The sequence below is a fragment of the Wolbachia endosymbiont of Phyllotreta cruciferae genome, from assembly GCF_918697765.1.
Classification (GTDB): Bacteria; Pseudomonadota; Alphaproteobacteria; order Rickettsiales; family Anaplasmataceae; genus Wolbachia; species Wolbachia pipientis.
On the sequence record NZ_OU953855.1, the window covers coordinates 929760 to 943585 of the forward strand.

Annotated in this window: 11 protein-coding genes, 1 tRNA gene and 5 pseudogenes; 7 read left to right on the forward strand and 10 right to left on the reverse strand. The window is 34.4% G+C overall.

The genetic code is table 11. The features are described 5' to 3' along the window. Positions 1–260: 260 nt before the first annotated feature. The 3 genes and pseudogenes from ltrA to NL281_RS04345 all read left to right on the forward strand — a co-directional run bounded on the left by ltrA (position 261) and on the right by NL281_RS04345 (position 2918). A pseudogene (gene ltrA, locus NL281_RS04335) lies at positions 261–1157 on the forward strand (group II intron reverse transcriptase/maturase). A gap of 65 nt (positions 1158–1222) precedes the next feature. Further along, positions 1223–1756, forward strand: a pseudogene (locus tag NL281_RS04340) (helix-turn-helix domain-containing protein); the annotation flags it as partial. A 73-nt stretch (positions 1757–1829) separates the two neighbouring features. Further along, positions 1830–2918, forward strand: coding sequence for an IS481 family transposase (locus tag NL281_RS04345; RefSeq protein ID WP_253303703.1), 1089 nt, complete (start codon positions 1830–1832; stop codon positions 2916–2918). Positions 2919–2928: 10 nt separating this feature from the next. On the opposite strand, the gene NL281_RS08760 is transcribed toward NL281_RS04345, so the two are convergent. Together NL281_RS08760 and NL281_RS04355 are read right to left on the reverse strand one after the other, a co-directional pair. Next, the gene (locus NL281_RS08760; RefSeq protein ID WP_370273900.1) at positions 2929–3105 is read right to left on the reverse strand and encodes a metallopeptidase TldD-related protein; all 177 of its coding nucleotides are present in this window, start codon (positions 3103–3105) and stop codon (positions 2929–2931) included. Positions 3106–3261: 156 nt separating this feature from the next. Beyond that, positions 3262–4203: pseudogene (locus tag NL281_RS04355) on the reverse strand (TldD/PmbA family protein); the annotation flags it as partial. A gap of 62 nt (positions 4204–4265) precedes the next feature. On the opposite strand from NL281_RS04355, the gene NL281_RS04360 reads away from it, so the two are divergent. The 4 genes and pseudogenes from NL281_RS04360 to NL281_RS04375 all read left to right on the forward strand — a co-directional run bounded on the left by NL281_RS04360 (position 4266) and on the right by NL281_RS04375 (position 6657). Continuing rightward, positions 4266–4350: transfer RNA gene (locus tag NL281_RS04360), tRNA-Leu, on the forward strand. A gap of 70 nt (positions 4351–4420) precedes the next feature. After that, positions 4421–4917 (forward strand): annotated as a pseudogene (locus NL281_RS04365) (hypothetical protein). A gap of 253 nt (positions 4918–5170) precedes the next feature. Beyond that, positions 5171–5878 (forward strand): uroporphyrinogen-III synthase, encoded by a 708-nt coding sequence (locus tag NL281_RS04370; RefSeq protein WP_077188389.1) that lies wholly within the window; start codon positions 5171–5173, stop codon positions 5876–5878. Beyond that, positions 5878–6657 (forward strand): exodeoxyribonuclease III, encoded by a 780-nt coding sequence (locus tag NL281_RS04375; protein ID WP_006280373.1) that lies wholly within the window; start codon positions 5878–5880, stop codon positions 6655–6657. The genes NL281_RS04370 and NL281_RS04375 overlap by 1 nt, the downstream gene beginning before the upstream one ends. Before the next feature lie 20 nt (positions 6658–6677). Here the strand turns inward: NL281_RS04375 and NL281_RS04380 are convergent, their stop codons facing one another. From NL281_RS04380 to NL281_RS04410, 8 genes and pseudogenes are all read right to left on the reverse strand, one after another. Then, entirely contained in the window at positions 6678–7721 is a 1044-nt protein-coding gene (locus NL281_RS04380; protein ID WP_253302987.1) for a hypothetical protein, read from the reverse strand. A gap of 49 nt (positions 7722–7770) precedes the next feature. Next, positions 7771–10356 (reverse strand): DNA polymerase I, encoded by a 2586-nt coding sequence (gene polA / locus NL281_RS04385; protein ID WP_253302988.1) that lies wholly within the window; start codon positions 10354–10356, stop codon positions 7771–7773. 171 nt (positions 10357–10527) lie between these two features. Next, positions 10528–10957 (reverse strand): annotated as a pseudogene (locus NL281_RS09215) (transposase); the annotation flags it as partial. Positions 10958–11141: 184 nt separating this feature from the next. Next, positions 11142–11312 (reverse strand): hypothetical protein, encoded by a 171-nt coding sequence (locus NL281_RS04390; RefSeq protein WP_253302989.1) that lies wholly within the window; start codon positions 11310–11312, stop codon positions 11142–11144. Between the two features lie 150 nt (positions 11313–11462). Next, positions 11463–11777: an IS3 family transposase gene (locus NL281_RS08775; RefSeq protein WP_370274059.1), complete on the reverse strand. Its 315-nt coding sequence runs from the start codon at positions 11775–11777 to the stop codon at positions 11463–11465. Beyond that, positions 11762–12022 carry a transposase gene (locus tag NL281_RS04400; RefSeq protein WP_253302990.1) on the reverse strand — a complete coding sequence of 87 codons (261 nt, stop codon included), beginning with the start codon at positions 12020–12022 and terminating at the stop codon, positions 11762–11764. Before NL281_RS04400 ends, NL281_RS08775 begins: the two co-directional genes overlap by 16 nt. Before the next feature lie 303 nt (positions 12023–12325). Further along, on the reverse strand, positions 12326–13132 hold the full coding sequence (locus tag NL281_RS04405; protein WP_213863192.1) for an SDR family oxidoreductase: 807 nt from the start codon (positions 13130–13132) through the stop codon (positions 12326–12328). 5 nt (positions 13133–13137) lie between these two features. Continuing rightward, positions 13138–13782, reverse strand: coding sequence for an alpha/beta hydrolase (locus NL281_RS04410; protein ID WP_265029948.1), 645 nt, complete (start codon positions 13780–13782; stop codon positions 13138–13140). Positions 13783–13826 lie beyond the last annotated feature (44 nt).

The window sequence follows — 13826 nt, forward strand, 5'->3', positions numbered from 1 at the left end:
ATATAGTGACTGGTTTAGGAATTGCTATGCCAATACAACGGAGGTTGGAATAACGTGCAAAGAAAACTAAATCAGATAGCAGTAAGAGCCAGGCAAGATAAACGATTGAAATTTAATCGTTAATTCATCTGATAAACGCAGAGAATCTTGCTGAATGTTATAAAGAGCTAAAGCATAACAAAGCATGCGGTATAGACCAGGTGACAGTAGAAGCTTATGGAGAAAATCTTGAAGAGAAGCTCAACACTCTGGTGGATAGTATGAAAAGAAAGCGATATCAACCGCAACCAGTGAAAAGAGTATATATACCAAAAGCTGGAAGCAAAGAGAAACGCGGGCTTGGAGTACCGTCTACAGAAGATAAGTTAGTCCAGATAATGCTGAAGAAGATATTAGAAAATATTTATGAAGCTAACTTTCTGGATAACTCATATGGTTTTCGTCCTGGTAGAAGCTGTCATCAAGCGGTAAATGCACTAAATAAAGCAGTTATGTACAGACCAACTAACTATGTAGTAGAAGTTGATATCAAGAAATTCTTTGATAATGTCCAGCACAAATGGCTAATGAGATGCTTGAGAGAACGGATAACAGACCCAAACATACTGTGGTTAGTAAAACGATTTCTTAAGGCAGGAGTAGTCGAAGCAGGACATTATGAAGCAACTGAACTAGGCACACCTCAGGGGGGAATAGTAAGTCCTATACTAGCTAATATATAGTTGCATTATGTGCTGGATTTGTGGTTTGAAAAGAAATTCAAGCTAAGATCTAAAGGTTATATGGAGCTAGTTAGGTATGCAGACGATCACCTGATTTGCTGCGAAAGAGAAAAAGATGCTAGAGAACTCTTAGAGTCACTGAAACAAAGGCTAGGAAAATTTGGACTGGAAATATCTGAAGACAAAACAAGAATAGTAAAGTTTGGCAAAAAGGAGTGGCAACAAGGAATAAGGGAGAAACGAAAAACGGAAAGTTTCAACTTTCTAGGATTCACCCATTATGGTACAAGGAGTCGTAAAGGTAGAGTAATGGTAGGTCATAAAACCTCGAAAGAAAATCTATCTAGAAAACTTAAAGAAATCAAAGAATGGGTGAAAAAGATCCGAAATAAAGTTCACCTTAAAGATTGGTGGTCAATACTTAAAGTGTATTAAACAAGACTTGATCTGACACTTTAAAAAAGTAAGTTATAAAATAATAAAAGAAAGGAGTGTTAGAAATGAGTACAATACAAACAAAAATACTAAAACCAAAGCTAGGGTTATTAGAACTAGCAAAACAACTAGGAAATGTATCTCAAGCATGCAAAGTGATGGGATACTCAAGAGATACATTTTATCGATTCAAAGAGTTGTACGAAAATGGAGGAGAAGAAGCATTACATGAGATAAGTAAGAAAAAACCTCTATTAGCGAATAGAGTTTCCGACGATATAGAAAGAGCAGCGATTGGTATAGCAACAGAATTTCCAGCATATGGGCAAGAAAGAGCTGCAAATGAACTGAGAAAAAGAGGTATAATAATTTCTCAGGGAGGAGTGAGATCTATATGGCTGAGAAATGATCTTGAAACTTTCAAGAAAAGACTTAAAGCACTGGAAGCAAAAGTAGCTCAAGATGGAATTATATTAACCGAAGAGCAACTTGCAGCTTTAGAAAAAGTTAAAGAACAAAGAGAAGCACATGGTGAAATTGACACCGAACATTCAGGTTATTTGGGTTCTCAAGATACCTATTATGTAGGTAATATAAAATGTATTAAACAAGACTTGATCTGACACTTTAAAAAAGTAAGTTATAAAATAATAAAAGAAAGGAGTGTTAGAAATGAGTACAATACAAACAAAAATACTAAAACCAAAGCTAGGGTTATTAGAACTAGCAAAACAACTAGGAAATGTATCTCAAGCATGCAAAGTGATGGGATACTCAAGAGATACATTTTATCGATTCAAAGAGTTGTACGAAAATGGAGGAGAAGAAGCATTACATGAGATAAGTAAGAAAAAACCTCTATTAGCGAATAGAGTTTCCGACGATATAGAAAGAGCAGCGATTGGTATAGCAACAGAATTTCCAGCATATGGGCAAGAAAGAGCTGCAAATGAACTGAGAAAAAGAGGTATAATAATTTCTCAGGGAGGAGTGAGATCTATATGGCTGAGAAATGATCTTGAAACTTTCAAGAAAAGACTTAAAGCACTGGAAGCAAAAGTAGCTCAAGATGGAATTATATTAACCGAAGAGCAACTTGCAGCTTTAGAAAAAGTTAAAGAACAAAGAGAAGCACATGGTGAAATTGACACCGAACATTCAGGTTATTTGGGTTCTCAAGATACCTATTATGTAGGTAATATAAAAGGTATAGGAAGAATCTACCAGCAGACCTTCATTGATACTTATTCTCGAGTAGCATTTGCCAAGCTTTATACAGACAAAACGGCTATTACTGCTGCTGACTTGCTGAATGATAGAGTGATACCATTTTTTGATGAGCAAAATGTGCCATTATTGCGTATCCTTACAGACCGAGGAACAGAGTATTGTGGTAAGCCTGAAAATCACGCTTATCAGCTTTATTTGGGAATCGAAAATATCGATCATTCTAGGACCAAAGCCAATTCTCCACAGACTAATGGCATATGTGAAAGGTTTCATAGAACTATGCAAGATGAGTGTTACAATATTATCTTCAGAAAGAAAATCTACAATTCTTTGGAAGGTCTACAGATTGATGTTGATTATTGGTTGCGTTCTTACAATGAAACAAGACCGCATTCAGGTAAATATTGCTATGGTAAGACGCCTATGCAGACTTTTCTTGATAGCAAACATGTTGCTTTTCAGAAAAATATTAGTAGCATTACACAAGAGACTGATATTAGTTTTGACTACCTCAATTCTTCTGTCAGTTAATTCTTGTCTGTCAGATTAAGTCTTGTCTTTTACATCTTCTACCATTACCAGTTGGGCTTACACCCATGAGTTTAGCGTTCATATGATCCTGCATGTATCCTTTTAGGATCCCATCCTCTATCAATATATTATAACTCTTACTATTACCCACAAATATAAATGTTTGTTGCATAGCTCTTAATGGCATAACTTTTGCTTGAAATAACTGTTTATATGGTGCAATTTACAGCTTTTAGTTGCTAAAATTATAACTCTTAGTTTAATAATTTTAATCTAATAAGCTTTCAGGTTAATAAAATTAAATTATTTGAGTAAATACAATACTATGTTTTTATTTGTGGGTAATAGTAAGATTATAACTGGGTGGAGTGCCTTCATCGTCTACGCTGATAGAGCCGCGCAAATTGGGCAGAGTTCCGTCATCAACTACTGTGATGTCACTAGCTGCTACTTGTTTACCCACAGAATTTGAAAATGCTGAGACTTTTTTGCGATTGAAGTCGCCCTCAAGTCCATGACCCACGGCTTCGTGTAACAATATTCCTGGCCAGCCTGGACCTAAAACGACTGTCATTTCTCCGGCTGGAGTTGGAATTGCTTCAAGATTTACCAGTGCTTGTTCTAACGCTTGGTTTGCAACTTCTTTCCACTTTTTCTCAGAAATAAACTTACTATAAGAGTCCCTTCCACCATGCCCTGCAGAACCTCTTTCGGTACGGCCATCTTTTTCTACAATGACTAGCACATTAAAACGTACCAGAGGCCTGATATCGCTTAATCTGTGATCACCCTTTATTATTTGTACAACTTGCCATTCTCCACTTAGAGTTATTTTTACTTGCTTCACGCAGTTATTTTTGGACCTTACATACTCATTAACCTCATTGAGTAGCTTAATCTTTGAATTCAGATCCATTTCATTTATAGGGTTAATCCTCGAATATAGGCTTTTTGTCTCTTCGTTTAAATTTATTGAATTTGTCTTGTTTAAAGACACTGAGCTTTTTACCATAGAAGCAGCATTACTAATTTCTTTTTCGCTGATCTCAGAAGAACAAACGAAAGATGTACTATCTTCACAAAAAGACCTTAAACCAAATCCCCTTCTAGTATTCAAGTCCATGTGTTTTAATATGTTATCCTCAAAAACTAGGGACTCCGACTGGCAAAATTCTAGAAACAGCTCACCACCATCGCTATTGCTCAAAGCGTTATTGACTATTTTATATACGTTATTAATATTAACATTGTTTTGAGCAAAAAATATTTGATCTAGATTTGGCATTACCTTTGAACTAAAAATTGTTTAAGTATATTATTTAACTTTAACATAGTAAACTATAAAAAGCCCGGGTGGCGGAATTGGTAGACGCGCTAGCTTCAGGTGCTAGTAACTTTTTAAGTTGTGGAAGTTCAAGTCTTCTCTCGGGCACTCTTAGCTTCCATATTGCTTATTGAATTAATTAATGTTATAATATAACATATTAGGTAATATTCATGCTATGTATAGTGAAAAAAATAAGTTAGCCTGCAGAAAGAAGGTACGAACTTACTCGAAACGCTTAGTTACTACACTATCTACTATCTCTTTCATTGGATACATAGCGGCATTGGTCTTGAATATTCCTGTCTTAAGTCTGTATTTTAGTATTGCCGGCACTATATTCAGTGCACTTTCGTTTGCTTTAAATATATGGTCACTAAATGATCATTCCCGACAACAGAATCTTAATAAGAAATCTGGCATAAAAAAACTCCAGGACAAAAAAAGTTAACAAAGATCTATCTTGATATAGCATTCAGTGCTTCATTTCTAATAGGAGGTATTGCATCTATGTCGCTTTTTGAGTCTTCTGTTATTTATTTTGTTTCTACGCCTTTTTTTATTCTAGGCTGTGTTATTATGGCAGCTAATATCGTTCAAACTATGATTAGTGAACCACAGACAAAAAACGTCCTTGAGGATCTCTCTTCAAATACTGCAAGAGTACAAGCTTAAGTATTAACTTATTTAACTTATACAGGAATATTAGCTATATAATTCCACTGAAGGAAGCCATTCAAAAGAGTTCGATGTAATTAGCGTCAAAAAAGTGTAAGCAGAAATTGTGGGCTTATTGGGGTAGGAGCGCTTAGTACTCCTACTTCCACATCAATTACTTGAATAATTGCTCAAGCTATCAAAATAAAAGTTTTTATTCAGTAATTTGTGTATAAAGGGTACTATTTTACTAGTAGTGAAATAAATCAGAATGAAGTCTATTTTATTAACGAGGCCTTTATTGGACTCGTTCAATACAAGAAATATATTGAGAAAGTATGGATACAAAGTTTTTATAGAACCAGTATTCACAATAAAGTACTTAAATCCTGATATATCTGCGTACGAATTTGACGTTGTGATATCTACAAGTAAAAACAGTGTAAAGGCTTTTAGTCAAATATGCAAAGAGGATGACTTTCCGATTATTACAGTTGGTAATTCAACCATGCAGGCTGCAAAAAATTTGGGATTTTCTGATATAATCTCAGCAGACAGCAACGTTGATGGTCTGATATCATTCATAAAAGCTCATTATTCAAACGCAATAAAGTTCTTGTATATAAGGGGACAAGAAGTATCATGTGACCTAAAAAAGAGATTATCTGAAGAAGATTTTAACGTAAGAGAAGTTGTACTCTATAAAACAATCATTAAAAGGAGTCTAACTAATAGGTGTAAAAATTTACTGTTGGATGGTAAAATTGGTAGTGTTGCTTTTTTTTCCTCACAGACAGCAAGGGTATTTTGTTCATTAGTTCTAAAAAGTGGGCTATCTCATGTGATGAATAATACAGTTGCATATACTATGAGTAAGAACATTGCTGATAGTTTAAAGTTAATCAAATGGAAAAAAATTATAACATCGAGGTTGCCTACTGGGGAGAGTTTAATTGATATAATTAATAAGGATTGTTGATGCTAAAGATTGCAACTTGGAATGTAAACTCCATACGTAAAAGAGTTAACCAACTTTGTAGTTTTATAGTTGATAGTCAGATAGATATAGTTTTGCTGCAAGAGATAAAATGTACGGAAGAGCAATTTCCTTATGCGGAGATAGAAAAGTTAGGATATGAATATGCTATCTATGGACAAGTTGCAAGAAATGGCGTTTGTGTTTTATCTAAATATCCAATACTGGAGAAGTTTAAGATTGATATCGTAGAAGGTTATCAAGAAGCGCGTTATATAGAGTGCATAATAAAGCACAATAATCAGAAGGTAAGGGTGGGAAGTGTATACGTTCCAAACGGTCAAAGCCCGGACTCTCAAGCATTTGAATATAAACTCAAGTTTTTTGATAATCTATATGAAAGGATGAGCACTTTGTTAAAGAATGAAGAGTTAACTATTATAGCTGGCGATTATAATGTTGCACCGGATGAAATTGATGTCTTTGATTCAAACTTATTGAATGGCCAAGTGTGCTTTCATATAAGAGAACGTGAGAAGTTAAGAGCGATCTTGAATCTTGGGTTTAAAGATGCGTTTAGAATATCTCACCCAAATTTGCAACAATTCACTTGGTGGCATTATCAAGGCAATTCACTCAGAAATAATCAAGGAATGCGAATAGATTATATGCTGTTATCACCACAAGCTGTAGATAAATTGGAAACATGCTACATAGATGATAGATTGCGTAAGCTAGAAAATCCGTCTGACCATACTCCTGTTGTATGTGCTATAGAATAATAGCAGATCTCTTACACAATTCACTTTTGGCAAACCTGAGTAGTCTTACCTTTGCTGCTCTGTGGTTCTTCCCTTCGTTTGTTTTCCTTTCCTGTCCAAGATTGATCGCGCTGCTCACTCTTTTCGTTTTCCCTGTTGTTTCTCTGGGAAATTTGTTCAGGAACAGGCTGTTGTTCACTCTTTTCTTTTCCTTGGGAAATTTGTTCAGAAACAGAGGTGCCTTTCTCAACTTCTGTAACTGGGGTTTTTAAAATATCATCAATGCCCTCGAGAATTTTTCCATTCAGTTTTGCTCTCTTTTCTGTATCATCTTTATCTTGTGAGCTAGGGTCATACAAAGTACCTTTTTTGTTATTTGAAAAAAGAACCTCCACTCCTCCTTTTATGGCAAATATTGTGCCGATAGCAGTAAGAACTACTCCGAGTGTAGTAGGACCAAAAATTAACATTGGAATAGTGGAAAGAAGGACAGGAAAAAAGATCTTGCTTAAGAACGTTGTTACCATCTCTTCATCACTGAGTGGTGGTTCATCCTCTTCTTTTTTATCTTTACCTAAGAATGGTATTTTTTCTTTCATCCCATCCATAAAGGAGCCAGAAATATTTTTCGGGTCTATTTTGATCCCTCCAATTAGCAGCAGCAGCATTTCCAATACAAACTTTATGGATGAATCTTTAGCTTCTGTACCGCGTATATCAGCTACACAGTCATCTACTACTTCTTTTATTTTACCATTCTTGAGATTCTCCTCATTAGCTAATTTTTTCTCTCTAATTTTCTCAAATACGGAAAGTAAAAACTGAGAAAAATTCTCTTCACTGAGTGGTTCTACATCTTCTAGCTTGACATTATTGAATATAATTTGATTCTGACTTAGCATGAAAGCGAGTACTGCCTCGTCATCTTCCTTTAATTCTTTAGGTTGTACTTTGTTTTTTAGCAATTGTATAAAGGCATCATGGATTACCTGATGTTCCTCTTTTTCAAAAATTTTCTCATCTTCGTTAGTTACCTGAGTAGGTAACTTTGGAGGTTTTGAACTTTTTACTTGTGGGCCTGTCATGGCTGACCTATTTGCATTTGCTATGTTCTATTCTAACATATTTTTCGTATTAGTTCAAATGATTTATACTCCTAGAATTCACGATGTTTAAGTCATAATTAAGGGAATTTAGACCCCAGTTGTCGCCAACTTTTATTTCTACTTCAAGTGGTACAGAAATTTCTATTGCATTTTCCATTATATCTTTCATAAGTTTTGCTGTTTCTTGTACCTTTTCGTCTTCTACTTCAACCAGTAGTTCATCGTGAACCTGGAGGATTATTTTACCTACTTTTAATTGGTCAAAAAGCTGAATCGTCGCACGTTTTATTATATCAGCGGCGGTGCCTTGCAGTGGTGCGTTTATTGCTGCCCTTTCTGCAAATTGTCTTATATAAGGAATTGTATTGTTTATGTCTCTTACAAAGCATCTCCTGCCAAACAAAGTTTCTACATAACCATGCAATCTTGCGATAGACACTGCTTTTTCCATATAGGCCTTTATTTCTGGGTAACAGGAAAAATAGTAATTAATGTATTCAGCAGCTTCCGCAATGGTAATTCCAAGCCGCTTTGCAAGACCAAATGGGCTAATGCCATATATAATTCCAAAATTGATGGATTTTGCTTTGCGTCTTAATTGCTCATCTATTTCTTGCACTCCAAAAACTTGCCTTGCGGTGATCTCATGAATATCTTGTCCGTTTGCAAAAGCTTCTTTAAATGCTGCAACGTTTGCAACGTGTGCCAGGAGTCTTAATTCTATTTGCGAATAGTCAGCAGAAATTATCTTATGCCCTTTTGGCGCAATAAATGCTTGTCTGATAAGATTTCCCTCTTCGCTTCTGATAGGAATATTCTGTAAATTAGGATTGCTGGAGCTCAGCCTTCCAGTTGCAGTTGCAGTCGTTGAAAAGCTTGTGTGTATTCTACCATCAAGTGGATCAACTTGCTTTATTAATGCATCAGTGTAGGTGCCTTTTAATTTACTTAAATGTCGCCAATTTAAGATTTTACTTGCGATTTCTACCCCTTCTTCTTCGAGTGCCTCTAGAACTTCATAATTGGTGCTATACGATCCAGATTTTTTTGACTTTTTCTTTTTATTAAGCCCCATTTTGTTGAATAAAACATCACTTAATTGTTTTGGCGAAGCAATATTAAATCTTTCTCCTGCCAAATTATATATCTCATCTTCAAGCACGGCAATTACCTGCTGAAATTTATCGGACAATTCCTGTAATTTTTGTATGTTCAGTAATATCCCATTTTTCTCCATATCAAATATTACTTTCATAAGTGGCTTATCGAAGCGCTCGTAAATTGTGAACAATTTTTCCTGAAACAACCTTTGCTTTAGCTTTTCGCGAATTGCTATTAAAGTTTTTGCCGAGAAAATTTCTACATCTCCACTCAAATTATGTGCAACTATGTTTGGAATACTGTGATCATGCTTTCCTGTATCCAAGCTATACGACATTATCATCAAATCATCAACTGAATCTAGCATCTTCTCTACTGTAGGGAAGATTTTCCTGATTTCTTTAATGTTATGTATTATTTTAAGCGCCCCATTTGAGAGTAAAGTTGAGTTAATTATAATGAGTGCATCTTGTATGCTGTCTTGCTCTATATAAAAAATATTACTTTCGCTATAAGATAAGGAAATTTTATTTAATAAGTTGTCTTCAAAGTGGCAATGAATTGCAATTCTGCCTTCATATCTACAATGCTCCAAAAATTTCTCTAACTCTTCACTACTATATTCTATTTTCTCTTTTGTGCTAGACCCATTATAGGAAAAAAGCTTTTCCATTTTACCTATTAAAGAATTGAATTCATACTTCTTTAAAAAGGATAATAGTTTTTCCATATTTGGAGGGCGAACTTCACATTTTGCAATATCATGTTGAAGGTCTACTTTTTCGCATAGTGATAAAAGTTCTCTTGAAATTAGTGCTTTTTCCTTATGTTCGGTAAGAATATTACGAATCCTCGTTTGCTCGATGTTATCAATGTTCTCTATAATATTATTCAATGAATCAAATTCATCTAGTAATTTAGCTGCAGTCTTCGGACCTATTCCCGGAACGCCTGGAATGTTGTCAGATGCATCACCAGTTAGAGAAAATAAATCAAGAAGCTTGTGTGAGTTTACGCCAAATTTTTCTATTACTTGTTTTTCATCTATATATATATTTTTAATGGGGTTGAATATTAAAATATTGTGGTTCAAGAGTTGAAATAAATCTTTATCTGATGAAACGACTACCACTTTAAAGTCTTGGTGGTTGGTGTATTTTGCAGCTAGTGTTGCAATTATATCATCTGCTTCATAACCTTCAATCTCTTCATAGCTGAGGTTAAAAGCTTCTACCGCTTCCCTCAGTATGGTGAACTGTGGAGTTAGATCCTCAGGAGGCGTTACTCTGTTCGCTTTGTACTCAGGATATAAATTGTGCCTAAAATTCTTTTTCCCTGCATCAAGTGCTATAGTTAAGTAGTCCGAATGGGCAATGTACTTAAGAACCATATTCAGAAAGCCATATACACCACCTATTGGCATTCCTGTTGTGGTAATTAAGTGAGGTAGTACATAGTAAGCTCTGAAAAGAAAACCATAGCCATCGATGATTGTGAAAGTTTTTTCTTTCATTGTAGATATTTATGCGTGCTTTTGATGGTCCACTATTTAGCTGAGAAAATCAAGTTTTTGTTTTTCTGCTTTTGAGCGTTGTAAGAGATTTTACCGAAAATAGCATTCATGATGGGGATGTACACATATGACCTTACCCAGAAAAAGTGGAGAGAAAGTTTGGAATGTTTTTTACAAAAAGAATGATGCATCAAATTGTTCTGGAATGCAATAGTTAATAGTGACGTTGTTTGTTATAAAAAATTTCTAAGTATTCAAATATTGCAGTTCTAGTTTGTTGAGCAGAGTGTTGTGAAGTATCAATAAGTATTTCTCTTTTCAATGAGCTAAAGAAGCTTTCTGCAACAGAATTGTCGTAACAACAGCCTTTATTACTTATCTATATTCTTTACAGCTAAGAGATATTGATACCCTTGCGCAGTATATTGTGAACCTTGGTCACTGTGCAGCAGTAGATTTTTAACAGGTTTACGCCTATTAATGGCCATTAATAAAGAGTTCATAACCAATTGTTTATTTATTGCACTACTCATTAACTACCATACGTGAGAATTATTGCTGCCAAATATAGCCATCCCTCCTTGGTTTTGATGTAAGTAATCCCATACTTTATTCTTACTATTACCCACAAATAAAAACATAGTATTGTATTTACTCAAATAATTTAATTTTATTAACCTGAAAGCTTATTAGATTAAAATTATTAAACTAAGAGTTATAATTTTAGCAACTAAAAGCTGTAAATTGCACCATATAAACAGTTATTTCAAGCAAAAGTTATGCCATTAAGAGCTATGCAACAAACATTTATATTTGTGGGTAATAGTAAGTACTTTATTTGGTTGATCAACAATAAAGTTTTGATCTAGTATATTGGGAGCTACAGCTCTATTATCTGTTTGTTGTTTTTTAATTTTAAACTTTCTTCTCAGTATAGCCCTTACTATTACCCACAAATATAAATGTTTGTTGCATAGCTCTTAATGGCATAACTTTTGCTTGAAATAACTGTTTATATGGTGCAATTTACAGCTTTTAGTTGCTAAAATTATAACTCTTAGTTTAATAATTTTAATCTAATAAGCTTTCAGGTTAATAAAATTAAATTATTTGAGTAAATACAATACTATGTTTTTATTTGTGGGTAATAGTAAGAGTATAGCCCTGATGTCATTTTTCTGCATAATACTTTGCACCGTTTTCAAATTGCAACTTTTACCCAAAGCCTTCAATTCAGCATGAATTTTAGGAGCTCCATATCTACATTTAGAAACTTGATATATTTTTTGAATAGCTGCGAGTAGCTCTTTATTTGCTGATTCTCTACTGCTTATTTTTCTTGTGGTCCACTTATAGTAGCCACTAGCAGAAAATCCTACATAATTCCTGTACTTTATAGCAGTTACTATATAAAAAAATATTTTACTCTTTTTGACTGGCCAGGGCTTTTTTTTAAATGTCTCTTTCCCTTGTTACTCTTGCTTTGTAAATCAAACCTCTCTTTGTCATAAGGTGCTACATCTGGAAATGCATTTGCCGCTGACTTTTTTTCGTTATATTTCTTCATCCATTTTCCTAATACACTATCCCTTATTCCTAGATCTCTTGCTACTTTTGCAACTGGTTGACCTACCTTTCTTTGTTCATTTGCCAGTTTAATGTTCATTTGCCAGTTTAATGTTCATTTGCCAGTTTAACAGCTTCCAATTTGAATTCTGCTGTATATTCTCTTACCATTTCTAATCCTCCAAAATTTTATTTTACCCGAAAAAACTCCTTTCTTTCTCTCCACTTTTTCTGGGTAAGGTCACTATTTCTTAAGTAATTTACACTTCAGAGTTTATCTGCTTTAAAGTTTACTCTATTCTGTTTCAGCATTTGTCATAAATCCTTAATTATTTCTGACTTTTTAGTTCAGTTTTTAACCATTCTTTCCTTAACTTAATGGCAGTGACAATAAGCCTATCTATCATTCTGATGTGATTTCAGTTTTGTTTACGTGCAAACTCTCTAATCCCACCTTGTAGTTAGGATAAATTAGAGAGACATTAAGATCTTTTTTAATTTTAACATTACTTACTCTCTTTGATCCTAAATAAAAACTCTGTGCATAATCTGGTAACTCAATTGGTTCTGGAGGGCTAACATTGAGAAGTTTGGTCGCATATATTACCACTTCAGATTGTGTAGTGGGTAAATCGTCTGCACAATTGTATATTTCACCAGGTTTTATGTTTTGCATGGAAGAAAATAAAATATTTGATATATCTTCAACGTGAATACGAGAAAAAAAATGCCCTTCTTTTTTCACATTTCTTGCTTTGCCAAGCTGCAAGTCAATTAACACGTTCCTACTAGGGCCGTATATTCCAGCTAAACGAAAAATATGTACAGGCAGTTTGCTATTTAGCCACTTCTTTTCAGATTTAAGGCGCTTTTCTCCTCTGATTTCTATAGGTCTTGTTTCAGATTCCTCATCCACCCAATTACCAGAGTGATCACCATAGACGCTAGTTGCAGACAAATAACCAAGCCATTTTACATTTTGCAGGCAATCACCGTATCTCTCCACAACATCATCGCCATCTGGAGGAATAGAAATTAAAACGTGCGTTGCGCTTTTAAGCAGATCTTGACTAACTTTCTCATAATTAAAGAGGATTACATCTTGTATATTTTTACTTCTTGATGTGCCACTGACTTTCCAACCTAAGTTCAGTAATTTTTTCGATAAAAATTTAGCTACATATCCATAACCAAAGCAAAACAAATGCATGAAAATTAATTTTTAAAATTCTTCTTGATAAATTCTACTCCTAATTTTATTCCCTCTTCATTAATAATATGCCCTAATGCATGAATTGGGTGTCCTTCAACATTTACTCCATTTTCTTTCAGAGCTTTAACCGCTAAGTCGAGGGACGAAAAAGGTACCACGTCGTCAGCATCACCATGGATAACACATATGTTAGGTTTTGACTTGATCTCTGGTGCAGTTTTTGAAGGTGAAAGAAACCTACCAGAGTATGCAACAACTGATGCACAGGATTGAGAGCGGGTGAGAGCTGTATGTATTGCAAGCATTGCTCCTTGAGAAAATCCAACTAAAGAAAGTTGCGTATCTTTTAAATTAAGCTCCTTTAATTTTGTATCAATGAAATGATTTACAATTGATGTAGCATTTTTTACTCCATTATATAGCGCTTCCTCACTACGATCTTCCAAGCTGAACCACTGATAACCATCACCTATTTCTCTCTTAAACGGAGCATTGGGTGCTACAAAATATGAACCCAGTAAAAACTTGCTCATAACTTTAGCAAGGTGAATGAAATTATCGCCACTTGAGCCCCAACCATGTAAAAAAATAATCAAATTTTTCTTATTTCCGCCTGCACAAATTTCTGGGCCTTTAAGTTCAATCATTTCTTTTCCTTTTGCGTTTATATTTTTATTTAACACTAATTTTC